Source organism: Streptomyces sp. NPDC028298 (assembly GCF_055565895.1).
On sequence record NZ_JBVHTL010000001.1, the window covers coordinates 525,068 to 544,629 of the forward strand.

Annotated in this window: 18 protein-coding genes; 7 read left to right on the top strand and 11 right to left on the bottom strand. The window is 73.2% G+C overall.

The window, feature by feature from the left end:
- Together ACZ4TO_RS02435 and ACZ4TO_RS02440 are read right to left on the bottom strand one after the other, a co-directional pair.
- The gene (locus ACZ4TO_RS02435) at positions 1–1,311 is read right to left on the bottom strand and encodes an ABC transporter substrate-binding protein (RefSeq protein ID WP_382780050.1); all 1,311 of its coding nucleotides are present in this window, start codon (positions 1,309–1,311) and stop codon (positions 1–3) included.
- Between the two features lie 886 nt (positions 1,312–2,197).
- Complete coding sequence (locus tag ACZ4TO_RS02440) at positions 2,198–3,190, bottom strand: LacI family DNA-binding transcriptional regulator (protein WP_468023183.1); 993 nt, start codon at positions 3,188–3,190, stop codon at positions 2,198–2,200.
- A 364-nt stretch (positions 3,191–3,554) separates the two neighbouring features.
- On the opposite strand from ACZ4TO_RS02440, the gene ACZ4TO_RS02445 reads away from it, so the two are divergent.
- Entirely contained in the window at positions 3,555–4,712 is a 1,158-nt protein-coding gene (locus ACZ4TO_RS02445) for a hypothetical protein (protein ID WP_385046124.1), read from the top strand.
- Positions 4,713–5,115: 403 nt separating this feature from the next.
- Here ACZ4TO_RS02445 and ACZ4TO_RS02450 read toward each other — a convergent pair whose 3' ends face one another.
- The 8 genes from ACZ4TO_RS02450 to ACZ4TO_RS02485 all read right to left on the bottom strand — a co-directional run bounded on the left by ACZ4TO_RS02450 (position 5,116) and on the right by ACZ4TO_RS02485 (position 12,298).
- Positions 5,116–5,721, bottom strand: coding sequence for a GOLPH3/VPS74 family protein (locus ACZ4TO_RS02450; RefSeq protein WP_382780041.1), 606 nt, complete (start codon positions 5,719–5,721; stop codon positions 5,116–5,118).
- Between the two features lie 321 nt (positions 5,722–6,042).
- A complete protein-coding gene (ykgO, locus tag ACZ4TO_RS02455; protein ID WP_326783839.1) occupies positions 6,043–6,165 on the bottom strand; it encodes a type B 50S ribosomal protein L36 in 123 nt (40 codons plus the stop codon).
- A gap of 48 nt (positions 6,166–6,213) precedes the next feature.
- Positions 6,214–6,474, bottom strand: a complete 261-nt coding sequence (locus tag ACZ4TO_RS02460; protein ID WP_382780036.1) for a type B 50S ribosomal protein L31 — start codon at positions 6,472–6,474, stop codon at positions 6,214–6,216.
- An 85-nt stretch (positions 6,475–6,559) separates the two neighbouring features.
- Positions 6,560–6,724 carry a 50S ribosomal protein L33 gene (gene rpmG, locus ACZ4TO_RS02465; protein ID WP_382780032.1) on the bottom strand — a complete coding sequence of 55 codons (165 nt, stop codon included), beginning with the start codon at positions 6,722–6,724 and terminating at the stop codon, positions 6,560–6,562.
- A gap of 459 nt (positions 6,725–7,183) precedes the next feature.
- Positions 7,184–7,858 (bottom strand): DUF4232 domain-containing protein, encoded by a 675-nt coding sequence (locus ACZ4TO_RS02470; RefSeq protein ID WP_468023184.1) that lies wholly within the window; start codon positions 7,856–7,858, stop codon positions 7,184–7,186.
- A gap of 271 nt (positions 7,859–8,129) precedes the next feature.
- Positions 8,130–10,325: a M48 family metalloprotease gene (locus ACZ4TO_RS02475; protein WP_468023185.1), complete on the bottom strand. Its 2,196-nt coding sequence runs from the start codon at positions 10,323–10,325 to the stop codon at positions 8,130–8,132.
- A gap of 64 nt (positions 10,326–10,389) precedes the next feature.
- The gene (locus ACZ4TO_RS02480) at positions 10,390–11,331 is read right to left on the bottom strand and encodes a serine/threonine-protein kinase (RefSeq protein ID WP_468023186.1); all 942 of its coding nucleotides are present in this window, start codon (positions 11,329–11,331) and stop codon (positions 10,390–10,392) included.
- A 79-nt stretch (positions 11,332–11,410) separates the two neighbouring features.
- Positions 11,411–12,298 carry a hypothetical protein gene (locus ACZ4TO_RS02485; RefSeq protein ID WP_468023187.1) on the bottom strand — a complete coding sequence of 296 codons (888 nt, stop codon included), beginning with the start codon at positions 12,296–12,298 and terminating at the stop codon, positions 11,411–11,413.
- Between the two features lie 259 nt (positions 12,299–12,557).
- On the opposite strand from ACZ4TO_RS02485, the gene ACZ4TO_RS02490 reads away from it, so the two are divergent.
- The 4 genes from ACZ4TO_RS02490 to ACZ4TO_RS02505 are packed head-to-tail and all read left to right on the top strand — an operon-like array spanning position 12,558 to position 15,416.
- Positions 12,558–13,262: a response regulator transcription factor gene (locus ACZ4TO_RS02490; protein WP_468023188.1), complete on the top strand. Its 705-nt coding sequence runs from the start codon at positions 12,558–12,560 to the stop codon at positions 13,260–13,262.
- Complete coding sequence (locus ACZ4TO_RS02495; protein ID WP_468023189.1) at positions 13,259–14,749, top strand: sensor histidine kinase; 1,491 nt, start codon at positions 13,259–13,261, stop codon at positions 14,747–14,749. The genes ACZ4TO_RS02490 and ACZ4TO_RS02495 overlap by 4 nt, the downstream gene beginning before the upstream one ends.
- Positions 14,750–14,796: 47 nt before the next feature.
- Positions 14,797–15,222, top strand: a complete 426-nt coding sequence (locus ACZ4TO_RS02500; protein ID WP_468023190.1) for a hypothetical protein — start codon at positions 14,797–14,799, stop codon at positions 15,220–15,222.
- Positions 15,222–15,416 (top strand): hypothetical protein, encoded by a 195-nt coding sequence (locus ACZ4TO_RS02505; protein WP_382780009.1) that lies wholly within the window; start codon positions 15,222–15,224, stop codon positions 15,414–15,416. The genes ACZ4TO_RS02500 and ACZ4TO_RS02505 overlap by 1 nt, the downstream gene beginning before the upstream one ends.
- Before the next feature lie 108 nt (positions 15,417–15,524).
- Here ACZ4TO_RS02505 and ACZ4TO_RS02510 read toward each other — a convergent pair whose 3' ends face one another.
- A complete protein-coding gene (locus ACZ4TO_RS02510; protein ID WP_468023191.1) occupies positions 15,525–16,217 on the bottom strand; it encodes a class I SAM-dependent methyltransferase in 693 nt (230 codons plus the stop codon).
- Between the two features lie 91 nt (positions 16,218–16,308).
- Here ACZ4TO_RS02510 and ACZ4TO_RS02515 point away from each other — a divergent pair, with 91 nt between their 5' ends.
- On the top strand, positions 16,309–17,001 hold the full coding sequence (locus ACZ4TO_RS02515) for a TetR/AcrR family transcriptional regulator (RefSeq protein ID WP_468023192.1): 693 nt from the start codon (positions 16,309–16,311) through the stop codon (positions 16,999–17,001).
- A gap of 132 nt (positions 17,002–17,133) precedes the next feature.
- On the top strand, positions 17,134–19,518 hold the full coding sequence (locus ACZ4TO_RS02520; protein WP_468023193.1) for an ATP-binding SpoIIE family protein phosphatase: 2,385 nt from the start codon (positions 17,134–17,136) through the stop codon (positions 19,516–19,518).
- Positions 19,519–19,562 lie beyond the last annotated feature (44 nt).

Sequence of the window (19,562 nt, forward strand, 5' to 3'; positions counted from 1 at the left end):
TCACGCGGTCGCGAAGATCTGCTTCTTCTGGCGTTCGATCGACGACAGCAAGCCGTCCACGCCCTTGGGGTTCTGGAGGAACTTCTGGAGTCCGGGCTGCATCACCGTCGAGGTGAAGTCGGGCCGGGAGTCGCGGTCCATGAACTGGGTGAGGGTCTTGGCGCCCGCGATCATGTCGAACGCCTTCTTCTGGAGCGCCGAGTACGCGGAGGTGTCGGCCTTGGCCGAGGCGGCCACCACGCTGGGGTCCCCCTTGAGGTAGAGCTCCTCGGCGGCCGGGCTGCCCATGTACTCCAGCAGCTTGAGGACGCCGGCGTGGTTCTTGGGGGCCTTGCTGACCATGAGGCCGTCGGTGGGGGCCTCCACGGTGTCCTGGCCGTACGCGGAGTCGATCTCCGGGAAGGGGAAGAAGTCCAGGTCGTCCAGGTCTTCCTTGTTGGTGAACTGCTGGGCCACGAAGGTGCCGAGGAGGTACATGCCGGCCTTCTTGGCCACCAGCGTCTGCGCCGCGTCCTGCCAGGTGCGGCCCATGAAGCCGTCCTGGTGGTACGGGAGGAGTTCGGCCCAGTGGTCGAAGGTGGCCTTGACCTTGGCGTCGGTCCAGGAGGCCTTGCCGGCCATGAGCTGGACGTGGAAGTCGTAGCCGTTGAGGCGGAAGTTGATCTGGTCGAAGGTGCCCATCGCGGGCCAGGCGTCCTTGTCGCCGAAGGCGATCGGCACGAGCTTGTCCTTCTTCATCTGCTTGCACAGGGCGATGAGTTCGTCCCAGGTGGTGGGGACCTTGTAGCCGTGCTGCCGGAAGACGCTCTTGCGGTAGAAGACCGCCCACGGGTACGTCGTCATCGGCACGAAGTAGTACTTGCCGTCCTCGCCCTTGCTGAGCTTCTTCATCGCCTCGGGGAAGTTGTCCCCGATCTTCGCCCACACGTCGTCGATCGGCGAGGCGAGCTTCTTGGCCGCGAAGAACTGCATGCGGTACCCGGCGAACCAGTTGAAGACGTCGTCCGGCGTGCCCTGCAGATACGAGTTGATCTGCTCCTGGAAGGTGTTGTGGTCCTTCGTGTTGACGTCGACCGTGATGCCGGACTGCTTCTTGAAGTCCGCGTAGACGTCGGCGAAGGCCTTCTTCGGCACGGCGTCGGACGCGTTGGAGCCGACGGTGACCGTCTTGGGGTCCGAGGCCGTGCCGCTGTCGCCGCAGGCGCTCAGCAGGGGTATGCCCGCGCCGAGGGCGACCGCGCCGCCGATTCCACGGATGAGGGTGCGACGGCTGGGCGTTGGGGCGGACAGACCCGAGAGGGGAAGGTGCATGACGGCTCCTGAGGGCAGGGTTCGGTCGAGTTGGACGGCGGGGAGGCCGGAAATCGATCAGAAACCAACTCGACCGAACAACGTGGGCGTAATGACAGCCTCATGTCGTCAATGCGTCAAGACCTCGCGCTCGCCTTACCCGAAACGTGACCGACACGTCACGGACCACCCTCATGGGCCTCGAAAAAGGGGCGAGCACGACCAACACGGACCGGCGGGCCCGTCACCTCGCCCGATCCGCGAACCCGCCGGCGACCGGCCGTGCGACCGGATCGACGATGTTGGCTTTCGCGACGTGGACACCCAAAAGCAAACAACCACTGATCGAATTTGTTTACAGGCAGCGCAAATCGGCGAGCGGGCGATTCCTGCCAAATCCGGCAGACTGATGGCGGGTCAGGGGGCTGCGGAACCCCGGTCGGCGTTTGTCCGCGACTCAGTCAAGCGCAACGTAATCGATTACGCTACGGTCCTTCGACTATCGATCCGGCAAAGGCGGGCCGGTAACGGGCGCGCCGGGGGCGGGGGTTATGGGTGCCGGACGGGAGGAACGAGCCCGCCTGGCGGGGGTTCACGGCTGCCTGGAGGGGGTTCACCGCTGAGGGTCGGGGGTTCACGGCGGTCTGGAGGGGGTTCACCGCTGGCCGTCGGGGATGCACGGCTGACCGTCAGGGGGCTCGGCTGACGGGCAGGAGGCCCGGCCGGGGGCGACGGCGTGCGGCCGCTGACGGTCGGGGGTTCACGGCTGCCTGGAGGGGGTTCACCGCTGGCCGTCGGGGATGCACGGCTGACCATCAGGGGTGCATGGCCAGGGGCCGCTGCGTGCACGGTCCCGGTGGCCGCGCGCCGACTCGGACCGCCGCGCTCGGGCGAAGTGGCCGGGCCGTCAGACCGACGCGCGCGTCACGAACGTCGTGGCGACCCGCACGGTCCTTCGCGCCGTCCGGCCGTCGATCTGCTCCAGCAGGAGCCCCGCCGCGACACGGCCGACCTCGCGCGCCGGGTAGCGGATGGTCGTCAGGCGCGGCCGGACCAGCGAGGCGAACTCGATGTCGTCGTGCCCCACCAGCGACACGTCGCCGGGAATGTCGAGCCCGAGACGCTCGGCCGTGTCCATGGCGCCGACGGCCGTGATGTCGTTGCCGCACAGCACCGCCTCGGGCCGCAGCCGCGCGCGCATCAGCCGTTCGAAGCCCTCCGCCCCCGCCTCGCGCGTGTGCTCGCCGTGGACGATGTGCTCCCGCGTGATGCGCAGCCCCGCCTCGGCCGCGTGCCGCCGGACGCGCTCCAGGCGCGGATCACCGCCCGCCGCGTCCAGCGGCCCGGCGATGACACCGATGCGGCGCCGGCCGGTGGCCGCCACGTGCGCCAGCGCCTCACGGACCGCGCCGTCGGCGTCGGGGGTCACCAGATCGACGTCACCGAACGAGACGTCAGCGCTGACCACCGCCGGGATTCCGGCGGCGCGCAGCACGTCGAAGGAGTCGGTGGGGAGCCGGAACGGCGTCATCACCACACCGGCGAACCGCTGGTGCACCACTTCGCGCAGCAGCGCCTCCTCCTCGTCCCGCCGGGCTCCCGTACTGCTCACCAGCACGTGGTAGCCCCGGCCGCGCAGCTCGTCCTGGATGGAGCGGGCGAGCAGCGCGTAGAACGGGTTGGCGATGTCCGGCACGACCAGGGCCACCATGGTGGACTTGCCCGTACGGAGACTGCGGGCGACGGGGTTGAGGGTGAACCCGAGCCGCTCGATGGCCGATTCGACCGCTTTGCGCGTTTCCTCCGTGACCGGGCGTTTTCCGCTCAGGACATAGGAGACGGTGGCGGACGAGACTCCCGCGGCCCGCGCCACATCGCTCATGGTCACCCGCTGCCGCATCCGCGTCCGCCCCTTCTTCGACCGCAACCCTACCGGCGCCCGACCGTCGGCGAGGTTCCGCCCGGTCGCCATCCGCCCCGCATCCACGCAGGTCCGCGCCCTCGGCGGGCCGGACCCGCGCCGCCACCGCTCTTGTCGCGCGGACCTCCGCCCCCGGCCGCGCGGACCTCGCCGGCATGCCGGAACCGGGAGTCGGGGGCGGCTCGGATTCTTCGCGATCACCCCAATACGGTCAATCGTCAACGAAAACTCCATAGTCACCCGATGGCGGAGGTCCGTGATCCCGAGGGGCCTCGCCTCCCGGCTCTTGGCCAAAGGTGACCATACTGGGAGGGCACACCACACCCCACCAGCAAAGTGACTCATGCCGAAGTCCTCCACAGAGCGTCTCACCGCCCCGGAAACGGTCTGGCTGGCCGCCGGGCGCCACACAGGTCCCGCCCCGCAGGCGGCAATCCGGGAGCACCTGCGGGCACTGAAGAACAGCGAAAGGATCCAGGACTTCCTGGAGAAGGAGAACTCCACGACGCCGGACGGGTATGTCTTCGAGGCCCGCTGGTTCGTCGAGGACGAGGTGACCGTGCGGGCACGGCTCACCACCGACGGACGTGCGCACGTGGACGGCGAGCGGCGCTGGACGCTGGCGGCCGAGGCGGAGCGGCCCTGGGATCCCGGGTGGCCCTCCCCCGCCGCGCTGCTCTGGCCCGAGCGGAGCGGCCTCTCCTGGGACCGTGACGCCGCGGGCGGGCTGCTCTTCCAGGACGTCAACCCGCTGCCGAAGGACGACGCGGCGCTGCGCCGGCTGCTCAAGGACATCGCCCGGCACAGTTGGAGCATCAACGTCGTCGTGCACGAGGCCATGACCCCCGACGCCGAGGGCCGCCTCCCGCTGGTACGGCTGCTGCCGCCCGCGCTGCGGCACCGCGTGGTCGAACACCGGGCCACACCCGAGCAGTTCCACGCCGTCAACTGGGCGCTCGGCGACCTCGGGACGTCCGTGCCGCGGGGCGGTGCCGTCATCCTGTCCGGGACACCCGCCCGGATCGGGTTCGACGAGCAGGCGTTCAGGGTGCGCAGCGTCTTCCTCGACGGCTCCGAGCCCACCGAACTCCTCGACAAGGTCGTGCAGTTCGCGGCGCTGCCCTGGCCGCTGCCGGACGACGCGGCGGCGGCCTTCACGGCGTTGCGCGAGGAGTGGAGCCTGCTGACCCTCGAAGAGGAGGTCACCCACGCGCGGGCCCTGGTGGCCTCGTACTCCGAGGCCTTGGAGGCGATGACGAAGTCGCGGGACCTGTACCGGGAGGCGACCGAGCTCGCGCACGCGGCGCTCGCCGAGATGGCGGAGTACCGCGACGCCGCGTCCGCCGCGCGCGGGTCCGCGCAGGGGCAGGACAGGCATCCGCTGACGAAGACACTCCAGCGCGTCACGGACTCGCTGCTGCCCCGGCGGGCACAGCGCGTCGACGCCCACCTCCAGGAAGCACGCGAGAGCGAGCGCCGGGCCCGCGAGGCCTCCGAGTGACCCGGGGCGCGGCGGACGGCACCCCGGCCGACCGCCGCGCCCCTCACCTCGCGCTCGGGGCGGGCCCCCGACCGGATCACGTCCTGGTGGCGGGTGGCCCCGGCCTGGATCACACCCTCGTGGCGTGGCCCCGGACCCGGCTCACGGCCTCGCGGACATGGGATCGGCCCGGATCACCTGGTGAAGACGTGCCCCCCGGCCCGAATCACACCCTCGCGGCGTGACCTCCGGGCCGGATCACGGCCTCGCAGGCGTGGGCCTGGCCCTGAAACACAGCCTGATGGCGTGGACCCCGGCCCCGATCGCGCCCTCGCGGCATGAACCCCGGGCCGGATCACGGCCTCGCGGGCATGGCACTGGCTCCGATCACGGCCTCGTGGGTGTCGGTGCGGCCCCGGTCGTGTCAGGCGCCGCGCCAGATGTTGGCGAACGCGGCGTTCTCGATGGCTCGGCGCTGGCGGACGGCCTCCAGTTCCATCACCGCGTCGTGGACGGCGACCAGGACGGTCGTCACCGCCTCGTCCTCGACCGACGAGCCGCCGTCGGTCTCCTCGGCGGGGATGCCGACGACCTCGGCGAGCGCGGCGAGGACGGGCTCGTCCGCCGCCCAGCGGTGCATCGCGCGGCTGCGGGCCGGTGAGTCCACCAGCTCCATCCGCTCGCCGCCGAACGGCAGTCGGCTCCGCCGGTGCCGGGTGAGCTGGCCCGCCTGTTCGAGGTCGGCCTGATAGGCCTTCGCCAGGTCACGCCCCCGGCGCCAGAGCCAGTCCTCGACGCGTTCGTACGGGACCTGCCGCACGAGCGAGGACGCCGCCTCGCCCAGGAGCCGGTCGTCCGTGGCCGGCTGTCTCGCCGGTGTCATCCGGTCACCGTCCAGCGTGATGACCTCGCCGGCGAGAAGATCGATCACCTCGGCTCCGGCGAGGGCGAGCGACAGGTCGCCCTGCCCCACAGAACGTTCCGGCTCCTTGTCCATCGTGATGATGAACAAGTCCCTGGCCGTGGTCACGAACGGCTCCCCTCGGAGTACTTCGCCCGGCGCGACCGTCACGCGTCGGATCCAGCGCATCCACCCGCACCGCCCTCCGCGGGCGATCCGTCGTCCGCGGAGGAAGGGCACGTCACGCTCGTGATCGTAACTCCCGGCACACCGGTGCGTCAGCGAGCCGCGGGCGCGGCCGGTCGGCGACGGGCCGTGCGTGGCTGGTCGACGGCGTGCCGCGGTGCGGCCGGTCGACGACCTGCCGCCGCGTGGCGTGGCCGAGACGGGCCGGTCCGGCCGGCACGCGATGTGCCGACCGGACCGGATGCCTTCAGCTGTGTCGTGCCGTCAGCCCTGGCGGGCCTTCAGGCGCGGGTTCTTCTTGTTCACGACGAAGACCACTCCGCGCCTGCGGACCACCTGGGCGCCGGGCTTGGACTTCAGTGAGCGCAGTGACGCGCGTACCTTCATGACTCTTCCTCCTGCGGGCTCTGTGCCGAACTCGGCGCGCTCCGGCGGTCAGTGCCGGTCGGACGCCGTACGGCCGTAGCGGCGCTCGAAGCGCTCCACGCGGCCCGCGGTGTCCAGGACCCGCGACGTGCCGGTGTAGAACGGGTGGCTCGCCGACGAGATCTCCACGTCGATGACGGGATGAACGGCTCCGTCCTCCCACTCGATCGTCCGGTCGGAGTGCGCGGTGGATCGCGTGAGGAACGCGACCCCGGCGGCACGGTCCCGGAAGACGACGGGACGGGATTCGGGATGGATGTCGGACCTCATGGGGTTCCCTCCTCGGTTACGGCGGGTTCGTCCGCGGATACGGCGGCGATACGACGGGCGCGTCCCGGGAATACCCGGCGCGCGGTCAGCGCTCCTCGCGGAACGCGACGTGCCGGCCCGCCAGCGGGTCGAACTTGCGCAGGGTCAGCCGGTCGGGGTCGTTCGCGCGGTTCTTGCGGGTCACGTATGTGGCGCCGGTACCGGCCGTCGACCTCAGCGTGACGACGGGGCGTGCGGTGCTGCGTGCCATGAGGTCCTCCTTCACCCACCACGCACGAGCCTTGACTCGCGCATGCCAATCGGTTACGTGAGCTGTAACAGCACACCTGGCGCCGGCATTCCCGCACGCCGGACGTGGCGTACGACACGCCGGACCAGGCGGCGGACCACACCACGTCTGCGACCCCGGCGGCGACCGGGCTCACCGCCCGCCGGGCCTCCCCCGCCGGGCGGGGGCGCTTCCGGCCCGCGAACGGCACATGCCCGGTCCCGGTCCATAGGACCGAGCGGTATGCGATCCATAGGTCCGGCCCGGTGGGTGCATCCGGTCACCGCGGGTGGGGCCGCCACCCCGCACGGCCTACCGCGGCAGCCTGGGGACGGCCTCCCGTTACGCCCCACACTGGCGTACGCCGAAGCCGCCGGTCACGGCCGTGACCGGCGGCAGAGGAGCGCCGTACCGACGGCGGGGTCGGCGCGCCGGCGACGGTCAGGAAGGCTTCGTCGCGGTGACGGCCGTGACCGTCGCCTTGTTGTCGCACTCGGCCAGCACTCCGCCGCCCTCCAGGGCGAGTTGGTGCGCTCCGCTGGAGGGGAGGCCCACCACCAGCGTCGGGTAGCTGACCGGGGTGGACCCGGACACGCAGTAGCCGTCGGCCTCGCCCTGGACCTGGACGAACGTCATCTTGACCCAGGCCTTCGCGGCGGGGGCGAGCACCACCTTGGCCGAGGGGCCCGTCCGGGTCACGGTCAGCGGCTTGTTCTTCTCGGGGGAGCCGTTGGCCGCGCCGGCCACGGTCGGGTACCCCTGGAGGACACACGTCGCTCCGGACATGTTGGTGAACTCCACGACGGCGGCGCCCGTTCCGGTGCCCGGAGGCCGCACGTCGGCCTGGTACATGAACGCCTTCAGGGACTCCGCCGCGCACGTCTTGGTCTTCGTCGCCGGGGTCGCGGTGGCGGGGACCGAGGCGGGGGCCTTGGACGACGTGTCGCCCGCCGGCTCGGCCGAGGCTCCCGTCCCGGCGGACGGCTTCGCGGGCGTCGGGGAACCGGGAGCCGAGGCCGTCGGCTTCTTGGCGGTGCCCGACGGCGCGGTGGCGCCGGAACCCGCCTTGTCCGGGCCCGGCTGGCAGGCGGTCATGAGGAGTGTGGCCGCGGACATGGCCGCCATGGCCAGAACGGCGCCGCGGACACGCGACCCTGAGTGCGTCCCGTACTGCATGTGGTCCCCCGATTGAGATGTTCAGGTGCCGGACGTTCACCGGCACTCGTCGCTGTAGATCGACGCACGGCCGCCGTGGTTCACGCGTGCACAGGCCTGTGACACGACGGTGACGCGGCGGCTACCGATCCCCCGGAGCCCACGGCGGGACGACGGCCCCGGGCTCTCCTGACCAGGACACCGTGAGCTGACCAAGACACCGTGAGCGGCACTAGGGCGTGTCCGACAAGGTCAGCGACAGGCGTTGCGCGGTGGTCGAGGTGGAGGTGAACTCCCGGCAGGCGACCACCGCTCGGGTGGCTCCCGTCACGGCCCTGACGAGGTCCAGCCGGACCGTCGAGCCCGCGCCGGAGACCAGGCGTGCGTCCGTCCAGGTCGTCGTCGCGCTGACGTCCGTGCGCCGGGTGCGCTCCCCGGTCAGCAGGCGTGTGGTGCCGTCGACGGACGTGGTGCGCAGGACGGGCACTTCGTCCAGGTCGGCCGCCAGGGTGCCGTCGTCGCGCAGGGTCCACCGGGCCCCGCGCAGACGGTCGGCCACCTCCTGGGCCTGGGAGCGGGCGCCCGAGAGGGGATTGGCGGAGACGACGGCGAGCGTACGGAAGGTGCGGGGGCCCTGCTCATGATCCGGACCGGCGGCGGAGGGCGAGGGCTTTCCGGTCGTGAAGGCCGGGAGTCCCGGGGGACGGCTCGGATCGCGCGGCGCCGCGCGCCGGGGACATCCGGTGGCCGTCGCACCGACCCCGGCTCCGGCCCCGGCCCCGTCATCGGTTGCGCCACCGCTTCCCGCCCCCGCACCGGCATCGGTTCCGGTTCGGCCGCCCGGTGCCCACGTGGCGGCCGGAGTGGTCCCCGCCGCCGGGTCGTCGGCGAAGACCCCACCGGCCGGGCGGGGGGCGAGGGGCAGCAGCCCGATCAGCAGCAGCACCGCCGGAAGCAGGACGGCCGCCGCGTAGACGGTCGCGGACCGGACCGCGGCCGACCCGGAGGTCCCGGGCGACGGCGTCGCGGACCCGGCCGCCACCGACCGGGAGGCCCCGGGCGAAGGCCTCGCCGACCGGGCCGCCCCCGACCCGGCCATCCCGGACCCGGGCACCACCGACCCGGGCGTCCCGGACCCGGCCGTCGCCGGCCCACGCGTCTCAGAACCGGCCGTCGCCGCCCCCGACCCGGGCATCGCAGGACCGGCCGTCGCCGCCCCCGGCCCGGACGTCGCAGAACCGGCCGTCGCCGGCAAGTCCCTCCGTGCGGGTTCCTCGCGCGTCACCAGGGGCCAGAGCAGCGCCACGGCCAGCGTCGCCCACCAGGCCGGCTGTCCGGCCAGTGACTCGTGGGCCAGCGCGAGGACCTGCCGGCCGGCCCGGTCGGCGGACGCCCCCAGCAGCACGTACGCGGGGAACGCCCCCAGCATCGCCAGCGGCGTCTGGGCGAACAGGGCCAGGGGCCACAGCAGCGCCGACAGGAGCCGGACCCGGACGGTCCCGGCTTGTGACACGCACCGGACGCGTAGTCCGACGGGCGGGTGATAGAGCCGTGCGAGGCCTCCGTGATCGCCCCTCTCCAGGCTGCGCAGAGCGCGTACGACGGCGTCGGCGCCCGCCGTCCGAGCGGCGTAGCGGTCCGCGCCGAGCTCCGCCGACCACAGCGCGGCCACCACGAGGAGCAGCACCTTCGGCACGCTCTCCAGGACCAGGACGACCTCGGCGAGCGTCAGGAACACCGTCGCGTTGCCCGTCGCGAACAGCAGCGCGACCGGGAGAGCCACGAAGCCCACGAGGACGTACGGCCAGACGCGGACCAGGGCGGTGAGGGGGCTGCCGAGCCCGGTGGCGTGCTGCTCGCCCTTCCGCAGATGGCCGAGTTCGTGCAGGAGGACCGCTCGGGCGGCGTCGGTGTCCGTGTGCCACAGATGGACGAGCGGGGCGAAGACGCCGACATGGGCCGTTCGCCAGCCGCCGGGGTAGACGCGGGCGGAGATTCCGTCCTGCGTGCTCAGCCTCAGCCGGGTGCCGGGTGCATGCGTGTGCACGAACGCCGCCATCGCGGCGGCGAAGTGCGGCCGGACGTCCCCGTCCGGGCTCCCGGGCGCCGGGGCCGGGGGCGCCATCAGCGGGTCTTCGGGGGCCAGGAGTGCGTGGCGGCGTTCGACGAGACGGCGGCGTGCCCGCGGGGCGAGGAGGGCGAGGACCGCGACGAGCAGGAAGAACTGGGGCAGGAGCTGGACCAGGCTGAGCAGCGCCGTGACGAAGCGGCCGCGTCCGGCCCCGCCGACCCGGCCGAGCCCCGTGCTCACGTCGAGGGTGTGTCCGATCAGGGCGGGAAGCTGCGCGAGGAAGAGCGCCAGGGTCAGCCACAGCCAGGGCGGCGGCCCCCAGGACCGTGCGGGCCGGAGCGGCGGCGGCCACCTCATGACGGCGTACGGGGTCGGTCCGCGCGCCGGGACGGCCGATGCTCCTGTGCCCTCGGCGCCGTGCTCATTCCCGGTCCGTGGTGTCGGGACCGGCCTGGGGGCCGTGCGGGGTCGTACGGGGACGGGCGGCGCGGTGGAGCAGGCTCGACGCCGCGGAGCGCAGTCGACGCAGCTTCGGGCGCCGGGTGTCCGGGCCGGGCGCCTGCGGGGGCGGCTCCTCGCCGACCAGCGCGTCGAGGAAGGCCGCGGCCTCCTCCGGGTCGTCCTCGGTGACCAGCCGGGCGATGAGGCGTGCCGTCAGTTCGTCGGCCTGGTCCGGGGCCAGCCCGCGGGCCCGGAGCCGCGCGCTCATGTCCAGTGCGGCCCGTACGGCGTCGGCCGTGGGGGTGCCGGAGCGGGCGTCCGCGCCGCCCGGGGGAACCGCCGCTCCCGACAGGCCTCTTGGGGCCAGTCCCGGCACGGCTCCGGACACGTCTCCTGGCGTGGCTCCCGACAAGTCTCCCGGCGCGGCTGCCGGCAGGTCCTCGCCGTCGGCCGCACCGTCGACGTCACCGCCACCGCCGTCGTCCCGCACCGGCCGTGGTGACGACGGCGGTGGCGGTGACGTCGACGGCGCCGAGGGTATGTCCTCGCCGGCCGGCGGCTGTGCGTCCGGTGAGGCCGTGCCGTCCTCCCCCGGCCGCCGGGTCGCGGCCTCGGCGCGCCGCTGGGCCTGTAACGCGACCAGCAGTCCGGTCGCGGACAGCAGGTTGTTCAACTCGGGGCTCGCCAGAGCGGATTTCAGCGACTCGGCGGCGTAGGCGAGCCCGTCCAGCACGGCGGGAAGGACGGCGGCCCCGCCGCCGCCCATGCCTCCGGGCACCTGCCCCGGCGAGGAGAAGAGGTCGCGGCGGGGAGCGCCGCCCGCGGCGTACGCGCGAGCCGTCTGCGCCGCGAACCCGCGCTCCTCGGGAGCGGCCCGCTCGGCGATCCGCAGGCTCCAGGTGTCCAGCCGGTCCGGTGTCATGCGGCGTCCCCGGATGCGGCCCCGCCGCCTGCCCGCCGTCCCGTCACGGTCGTCCGGGGGAGGCGGGCCGCCAAGGGCGTCACGAGGCCGTGCCGTCGAAGGTGAACTTGAAGGCGACCACGCCGTCGGTGGTGCTTCCCTCGGCGGTGAGCGAGGCCCCGGAACCGTCGAGGCGGCCCGTGAACGTCGTACCGGCGGCCAGCGCGTGCGGGAAGCCGCCGGGCATCTGACCGAGGTCCGAGCGGCAGGCGATGAGCAGGCCGGGCCAGTTGAGCAGGTTGAGGACGATGGCTTCCCGGTCGTGCGGATCCGTGAGCCGTGCGTCCAGTTCGCCGCCTGACCAGTCGATGTTCCAGTAGGTCAGCAGCAGATTCGGATCCCGGTAGTTGCCCGCCAGGTCCTGGCTCGAGACCGTGCTGACCGACGACGACCGGAAGGACACCGCTCCGGCCTGGGCGGGATTACCCGCCGCGAACAGCATGGAGAACGGGTTGCTCTCGGTCTGGTCGCCGCCGCTCTCGGGCCGGCCCAGATCGAGGGTGCTGTTCATGGAGTAGGTCTGACTGTCCGCCAGGTGCCGGGACCCGTCGGTGGAGCAGTAGTCGTAGATGTCGACGGAGATGCTCGCGGTGCCGCTGTACGCCTTGCCCCACAGGGCCGAGGCCCCCGAGCCGCCGGCGGACACCGTGTCCTCGGTGGCGGCCGTCGTGGCCTCCTCCGTGGTGGGTGTCTCCGTCGGCGTCGCGACCTCGGTGACCGAAGGCGTCGCCTCCGGCGTGGACGCGGCCGCGGACGACGGCGCGGCGGACGCCAGGGTACTGGCGGAGGCCGTCGAGGACGCGGCCTCCGGCGTGCCGTGTTTCCCGCACCCGGCCAGGGACGCGCACAGCAGTCCCGCGCAGAGCGTCGCGATCAGACGGACCCGGACATCGGTGGGCACTCTTCGAACCCGCGTCATGGCAGCCATGACACACCCCTCCCCACACTGGGTCACCCCCCACGAGCACCCAGGACATGCGGGACATTACGCTGCGCGGGCATGTCCTCACCCCCTGCGAAGTCCTTCGTTACCGTTTCGTGGCTGGCCACGGCACGGACCGCTTCTTGCCTGGTCACACCTTCGTACGCGGGGGGCCGCGCGGGTCCGCCGACGAAGCCCCTGGTGCACGATGGGCGGCGAGACGGACCGGCCCGAACGGTCCGTTCCTGCGAGCTGGGGTGTGCTGATGGGCGGAGATCGGGGACGGGTCCTCGTCGTCGACGACGACGCGGCGATACGACGGTCGCTCGAACGCGGTCTGCGGCTGGGCGGTTTCACCGTGGACCTCGCCGACGGCGGCAGGACCGCGCTGGAGGCGGCCCGGCACACACCGCCGGACGCGATCGTGCTGGACATCTCCATGCCCGGACTCAGCGGGATCGACGTGTGCCGGACGCTGCGCGCGGAGGACAACGACGTACCCGTCCTGATGCTCTCGGCGCTCGACGAGACCGGTGACCGGATCGCCGGGCTGCAGGCCGGCGGGGACGACTACCTGGTGAAGCCGTTCGCGCTGCAGGAGCTGGTGCTCCGGCTCCAGGCGCTGCTGCGGCGCCGGCCGCCGAAGGACACCGACACGGTACGGGTGGGCGGGCTGTCGCTCGACCCGACGGCGCGCACGGTCAGTCTGGACGGGCGCCGACTGGAGCTGACCCGGCGGGAGTTCGAGCTGCTCCACGTCCTGGCGCGCAACGCGGGCATCGTGCTCAGCCGGGATCAGCTCCTCGACCGGGTCTGGGGGTACGACTTCGACGTGCGCACCGACGCGGTGGACACGTTCGTGAGCTATCTGCGGCGCAAGCTGGAGGCACCGGGCCGGGACCGGATCATCCACACCGTGCGGGGAGTCGGGTTCGTGCTGCGTGACGACGGGCCGGGGGCGGGACGATGAGGCTGTCCACCCGCATCGCCCTCGCCGTCGGCGCGACCGTGCCGGTCCTGGTGCTGGCCACCGGCTGGCTGCTGCTGCGGCTCGTCGCGTCGGATCTGCACGAGCAGCAGGACGCCCACCTGCGGACGAGCGCGGCGGCCGTGGCGAAGGACGCCCGCGGACTGCTGCGCGCGAGCGCGGCGGACCGGTCCGCGGCGGTCGAACGGGCCCGCGAGAGGCGGCTGTTCACCTCGGCTCTGGATGTCGGCGTTCGGCTGATCGGCCCGTCGGAGACGTACACGGGCGGCCCGCAGCCGGACCAGGGGGTGACGCTCCCCGCGAGCGCGCCCGTGCCGGTCACAGTGCGGGCCGGCGGGGACTCCTGGCGGGTCCTGTCCAAGCGGGTGTCCGGTACCCGTCCCGGAGTGCGCGGCACGCTCTGGCTCTTCGCGCCCGACACCGCCGCCGACTCCCAACTGCGCCTGGTGCGCAGGCGCGTGGTGACCCTGGCTCTGCTCGCCGCGCCGCTCTCGGGGCTGCTGGCCGGTGCGGTGGCGGGCCGCGCGAGCCGTCCGCTGCGGCGGCTGCGGGACAGCGCGAGCGGTCTGGATCCGCGGACCAGTGCCGCCCGCCTCGACCACACGCCGGCGCGGATCGCCGAGGTCGACGATCTCGCGCACACCCTCCAGACGGTCCTGAGCCGCTACGACGAGCAGGCGGCGAGGACCGAGGAGGCGCTCGCCACCGCCCGTTCCTTCGCCTCGGCCGCCGCGCACGAACTGCGCACGCCGCTGATGAGCATGCAGACCAACCTGGAGATCCTCACCGGGCATCCGGCGCTGCCCGCGCCCGAGCGGGACGAGGTCCTGGACGACCTGCGCCGCGAACACGCCCGGCTGCTGGGGCTGTTGGTCATGCTGCGCGAGCTCGGCCGCGGTGACCTGGTCGAGGCGGACGCCTTCGGTCCGGTGGACCTCGCGGATGTCGTCGAGGCGAGCGTGCGCGAGCAGCGGCGGCGCCATCCGCTCGCGCACATCTCCGGGGACTGTCCGCCGGGCCTGCGGGTGCACGGCTGGGAGCCGGGCCTGCGCACGGTCCTGGACAATCTCCTCACCAACGCGCTGGTGCACGGCGGTTGTGCCGACGGACGCCCGGCGCGCATCGAGGTCACGCTGCGCGCGAGCGGCGGCCACGTCGTCCTGTGCGTCGACGACCAGGGGCCCGGGATCGCGCCCGAGCGTCGCGCCACGGTCTTCGAACGCTTCGAGCGCCGCCCGGACAGTCCCGGATCGGGCCTCGGCCTCACCCTGGTCGCCCAGCAGGTCGACCTGCACCGGGGCCGCGTCCGTGTCCTCGAACCGCCGGCCGGAACGGGGACCCGGATCGAGGTGGCGCTCCCCCTGTGGGGCGGCGGGGCCGGTGAGGAGCGGGCGCTTCCCGCACAGCGGAACTGGGTGATCGCGACCGCCGGTGTCCGGCCACAAGAATTCCACAAGGACGGCTCCTAGCGTGCCGGGCGTGCGGGCAACCGCCCCGGAACGAAGAGGAGTTCAGCATGACGAGGACATCGAGGAAGCCGACGGCGCCGAGGGCCGGGAAGACCGTCGTCGCGCTGATGGCGGTGGGCGCGCTGCTCGGCGCCGCGGGGGCCGCCTCGGCCGACAGCGCCGGGACGCACCCCTCGGGCGCGCCGACGGGTGACGGCGCGAAGGCACTCTGCAAGCGCGCGCCGAAGATCGACCGGCGGATCGACCGCATCCTCGGCCGGTTGAACGGGGACGCCTCGCAGCGCGGTTCGATCGCCAGGCTGGAGCAGCGGGTGGCCAACGCCAAGTCCGCGGGGGACACCCAGATCGAGACCTATCTCGACCACCGGCTGACCTTCCGCCGTTCGCTCGTGCCGACTCTGGAGGGCCGCCAGAAGGATCTGGCGGACGTCCAGAAGTGGTGCGCGAGCCACGACGACGGGGCCGGCTCCTGATGCGCGCGGGACGTGCGGCACTGGCCCTGGTGGTGGCCGCGCTGCTCCTGAGCGCGTGCGGCGGCTCCGGTGACACCGGGCAGGCCCCCGCGTCGCCGGGACCGGCGTCCACGGATGTCGCCCATCTGCAGAAACTGGTCGACGACGCGGAGTCCGCGGCGAGTTCGGCCGAGTCGGCCATGGCCGACGACTGACGCCACGGCGGGCGGCGTTCGCCCCACGGGGCGGACCCGGCCGGAGCCGCGCGCGGGTGGCCCGGTCGGCCGGAGCCGCGCGCGGGCCGCGGGCTCGGCCGGTCCGCGTCAGCGGCTCGACCGGTCCGTCCGCTCCCGGGAGACCGGACGCACGGCCTGGACGTACGTCAGCCACGGGCGGACGTCGCCGCTGCCGCGGATCTCGAAGCCCGCGCCGGTGACGAGCCCGTCCAGCAGGTCGGTCCGGTTGTGGGACATGGCGTGGCCCAGGCCGCCGTGCACCAGATGACGCCCGACGGCGCTGCGCGGCGGCCGGAACTCGACGACCAGCAGGCGTCCGCCCGGCCGCACGACGCGCCACATCTCCTCGAGTGCGGCCGGCCGGAGCCCCTCGGGCAGGTGGTGGAGCATCAGGCTGGTGACGACGGTGTCGAACGACGCGTCCGGGAAGCCCAGGTCCTCCGCGACGCCTTCCCGGTAGATGCAGGCGGCGCCCCGTCCGGCGCCGCTCCTGCGGCGCGCGTAGGCGAGCACCGAGGGCGACGGGTCGACGCCCGTCACCGTTCCCCGCGGCCCTGCGACGGCGGCCATCCGCCGGGTCAGATACCCGGTGCCGCAGCCCACGTCCAGCACCCGGTCCCCGCTCTCGGCCCCGCTCAGCACCGCCAGCCGGGAGAAGGCGCGGTTGCGCCGGCCCGCGAAGCAGACGGCTCCGCACAGTTCGTAGGAACGCGGGGCTCCGATCGTCACCCCTGGGGTGTCCGCGTGCGGCTTTCCTTGCATGAGGCGCCCGATGGACATACCGGTCACCCTCCTTAACTTAGTTGCGACTAAGTACACAGCTAACTTAGCCACGACTAAGGAAGTGTGCAAGGGGCCTACGATGGCCGGTGTGACCGACGCCGAGAAGACCTCCGCCCACCAGGGCAAGACCCGTACGCGCACCCGGATGCCCGCGGCCGAGCGGCGCGCCTCGATCCTGGCCGCGGCCACCGAGGTCTTCTCCGAGACCGGCTACGAACGGGGCAAGGTCTCCGACATCGCCCGGCGCGTCGGGGTCACGGAACCGGTGGTCTTCCAGAACTTCGGGTCCAAGTCCGCCCTCTACCAGGCCGCCCTCGACCACGTCACCACGGCGGTCACCGCACTCCTGACCGAGGCCGCGGACACCGGCCGCCCCGTCCCCGACGTGCTGGCGGCCTTCCTCGACCCGGCCCACATGGACCGCTTCCACCAGCGCGGCGCCCACGGCTTCCTCTTCGCCGACGCGGCGGCCCTGGCCCACGATCCGGCCCTCGGTGACGCCGCCCGGAACATCCACCGCACTTTCGCCGAAGCCCTCGCCGGGCTGCTGCGCCGCGGCCAGAGCGACGGCGACATCCGCGACGACATCGGCGCGGACACCGCCGCCTGGTGGCTGATCTCGCTCCTCGCCGGACGCCCGCTCCGCAGCGCGGTGATGCCGGACCGGGCCGCCCAGGAGGCCCGGCTGACGGACATGGCCCTGCGGTCACTGCTGCCGCCGGGCGCCGATCAGGCCCCCGGGCCCCCCGCCGCACCGGCGGGCGCCCACCCCGCACCGTAGAATGATGGTTTTGTGGGTCAAAAGGATGGAAAGGGACGCAGTCTGCGACATGGTCTCCGCCGGTGAATCGACCGTCCACGGCGCCCCCGGACACGGGGTGTCCGGGCGGAGGCGCGGCGGAGGTGACGGCGGGTGAGCACAGCCACCCCGCTGATGGTCGTCGACGGCGCGGGCGTCGTCCTCCGGTGGAGCCGCAGGGCGCGCGAGATCTGGCTGCGGTCGGACTCCGAGGCCGTGGGGCGTACGGCCCTCGCCCTGGTGGCGCCCGACATCGGGAACTCCGGCGGCGACTCCGGCTACGGCACGGGGCCCGGTTCCGGCCCGCTCGTCATCCATGACGTCGACGGAAAGCCGGTCGACCTCCGCGTCCGGGTGGTGCCGCGCTCCGACGGCACGGTCGCCTGGGGCGTCTTCGAGGCGGACGGCGACGCGGCCCGCCTCGACACCCCGACCGCGGTCTTCGACATCCTGCACGCCAACACGCACGAGGCGTTCCTCGTCCTGGACCCCGCGCTGCGCGTCCTCAGCGTCAACGAGGCGGCCCGCGCGCTGCTCGGCGTCACGGCGGACAAGGCCCTCGACCGGCCGGTCGGCGACGTGTGCCGCCCCTCCCGTCCCCAGGAGTTCGAGGACCTTCTGCGGGGTGTCCTCACGGAGGGCACGTCGGTCACCGACCACGCCGTACAGCTCGAACCGGTGGACGCCGCGTCCCGGGAACGCTTCGCGGACATCTCCGCGTTCCCGCTGAGGAACGCGCGGGGCGTGGTCGTCTCCCTGACCGACGTCACGGAGTCCATGCGGAGCGAGCGGCGGAGCCGGGCGCTCGGGTCGGTACGGGAACGGGTGGGCCGGAGCCTGGACGTCGTCACGACCTGCCAGGAACTGGTCGAGGCGCTGGTGCCCGGCTTCGCCGACATCGCGGTGGTCGAGGTGGTCGACGCCGTGGTGCGGGGCGAGGACCCCCCGCTGAGCCCCCTCGGGCGCGAGATCCCGCTGCGCCGCGCGGCCTTCCGCCTCGAGGGCCCCTCCCACCGGGCGCAGGCCCATCCGGTCGGCGACGTCCGCGCCGTGCCGACACCCACGCCGTACTCCCAGGTGCTCAGCGATCTCCGGCCCCGAGCCGTCACGCTGGACCGGAACACGCCCTGGCTGTCCGCCGATCCGGAGCGGGCCCGCGCCATCCGCGCCTCCGGGGCCCGGGTGCTGCTCACCGCTCCCCTGGCCCTGCGGGGCGCCGTGCTCGGACTGCTGAGCCTCTATCGCGTACGACCGTACGACGTCTTCGACGAGAACGACCTCGCCGTCACCGAGCAACTGGCCTCGCACACCGCGCTGAGCATCGACAACGCCCGCCGCTACACCCGCGAGCACACGATCGCCTCGGCGCTGCAACGCCATCTGCTGCCGCCCGAGCCCCCGTCGCAGACGGCCATGGAGTTCGCGCCGCTGCACGTGCCGGCCGACGCGGGAGCGGGCACCTGGTACGACGCCTTCGGTCTGCCCGGGGCGCGCACCGCCCTGGTGATCGGGGAGGTCAGCGGAAGCGGCATCGACGCCGCCACCGCCATGGGCCAGATCCGGACGGTCGTCCACACGCTCGCGGCGCTCGATCTGGATCCCGACGAACTGCTCGCCCGTCTCAACGACGCGGTCGTACGGCTCGCCCACGAGCGGGAGGCCCTGCCGGCGAGCGACCCGCTGCGCCGGCAGCCCCTCAGGGCGGGCTGTGTCTACGCGGTCCACGACCCGCTCCAGGAGACCTGCGTCATGGCCTCCGCCGGTCACCCCGCGCCCGTCGTGGCCCACCCCGGCGGTGTGGTGCACGTGCCGCAGATCCCGACCGGCCCCCTCCTGGGCAGCCGGGACGGACCCCCGTTCGCCACCGCCTCCGTCCCCGTGCGGGACGGCAGCGTGCTCGCGCTGCGCACCACGTCCTTCCCCGGCCCCGACACCCCGGACGGCGACGGGACGAAAGGCCCCCTGTGTCAGGCGCTGACGCGTCTGGACCGGCCCCTCGGCGAGATCCGGGACGACGTCCTCTACCGGATGCGCGACACGACGGGCCACCACGACATCCTCCTGCTGCTCGCCCGCACCCGGGCCTTCCCGCCGGACCGGGTCGCCACCTGGGACCTGGACTTCCTGCCCACGGCGCCGGCGACGGCACGGCACCACGCCCAGGAACGGCTCCGCGGATGGCGGGTGGGCGAGGAGACCGCCTTCGCCACCGAGCTGATCGTCAGCGAGCTCGTGACCAACGCCCTGCGCTACGGAGCGCCGCCGATCCGGCTGCGCCTCATCAAGGACGCCACGCTCACCTGCGAGGTCAGCGACGCGGGCGGGGCGGCTCCGCGCCTGCGCCACGCCCGCACGGCCGACGAGGGCGGACGCGGACTGTTCATCTGCGCGCAGATGAGCCACAACTGGGGCATCCGCTACTCCGCCCCGGGCAAGACGATCTGGACGGAACAGACACTGACCCAGGACGCGGACGGCGGGAGCCCGGACGACGCCTGACGCGGGTGCGCCGTCTCAGGACGGCCGCCGGTCCGGAGTGAGCC

What these genes read in the sequence shown, in the direction of transcription:
- ACZ4TO_RS02475 (WP_468023185.1), bottom strand. Translation starts at nt 10,325, where the DNA reads ATGAGGTGGCCGCCGCCGCTCCGGCCCGCACGGTCCTGGGGGCCGCCG.
- ACZ4TO_RS02510 (WP_468023191.1), bottom strand. Translation starts at nt 16,217, where the DNA reads ATGTCCATCGGGCGCCTCATGCAAGGAAAGCCGCACGCGGACACCCCA.
- ACZ4TO_RS02445 (WP_385046124.1), top strand. Translation starts at nt 3,555, where the DNA reads ATGCCGAAGTCCTCCACAGAGCGTCTCACCGCCCCGGAAACGGTCTGG.
- ACZ4TO_RS02485 (WP_468023187.1), bottom strand. Translation starts at nt 12,298, where the DNA reads ATGGCTGCCATGACGCGGGTTCGAAGAGTGCCCACCGATGTCCGGGTC.
- ACZ4TO_RS02490 (WP_468023188.1), top strand. Translation starts at nt 12,558, where the DNA reads ATGGGCGGAGATCGGGGACGGGTCCTCGTCGTCGACGACGACGCGGCG.
- rpmG (WP_382780032.1), bottom strand. Translation starts at nt 6,724, where the DNA reads ATGGCACGCAGCACCGCACGCCCCGTCGTCACGCTGAGGTCGACGGCC.
- ACZ4TO_RS02500 (WP_468023190.1), top strand. Translation starts at nt 14,797, where the DNA reads ATGACGAGGACATCGAGGAAGCCGACGGCGCCGAGGGCCGGGAAGACC.
- ACZ4TO_RS02495 (WP_468023189.1), top strand. Translation starts at nt 13,259, where the DNA reads ATGAGGCTGTCCACCCGCATCGCCCTCGCCGTCGGCGCGACCGTGCCG.
- ACZ4TO_RS02440 (WP_468023183.1), bottom strand. Translation starts at nt 3,190, where the DNA reads ATGCGGCAGCGGGTGACCATGAGCGATGTGGCGCGGGCCGCGGGAGTC.
- ACZ4TO_RS02505 (WP_382780009.1), top strand. Translation starts at nt 15,222, where the DNA reads ATGCGCGCGGGACGTGCGGCACTGGCCCTGGTGGTGGCCGCGCTGCTC.
- ACZ4TO_RS02460 (WP_382780036.1), bottom strand. Translation starts at nt 6,474, where the DNA reads ATGAGGTCCGACATCCATCCCGAATCCCGTCCCGTCGTCTTCCGGGAC.
- ACZ4TO_RS02470 (WP_468023184.1), bottom strand. Translation starts at nt 7,858, where the DNA reads ATGTCCGCGGCCACACTCCTCATGACCGCCTGCCAGCCGGGCCCGGAC.
- ykgO (WP_326783839.1), bottom strand. Translation starts at nt 6,165, where the DNA reads ATGAAGGTACGCGCGTCACTGCGCTCACTGAAGTCCAAGCCCGGCGCC.
- ACZ4TO_RS02480 (WP_468023186.1), bottom strand. Translation starts at nt 11,331, where the DNA reads ATGACACCGGACCGGCTGGACACCTGGAGCCTGCGGATCGCCGAGCGG.
- ACZ4TO_RS02435 (WP_382780050.1), bottom strand. Translation starts at nt 1,311, where the DNA reads ATGCACCTTCCCCTCTCGGGTCTGTCCGCCCCAACGCCCAGCCGTCGC.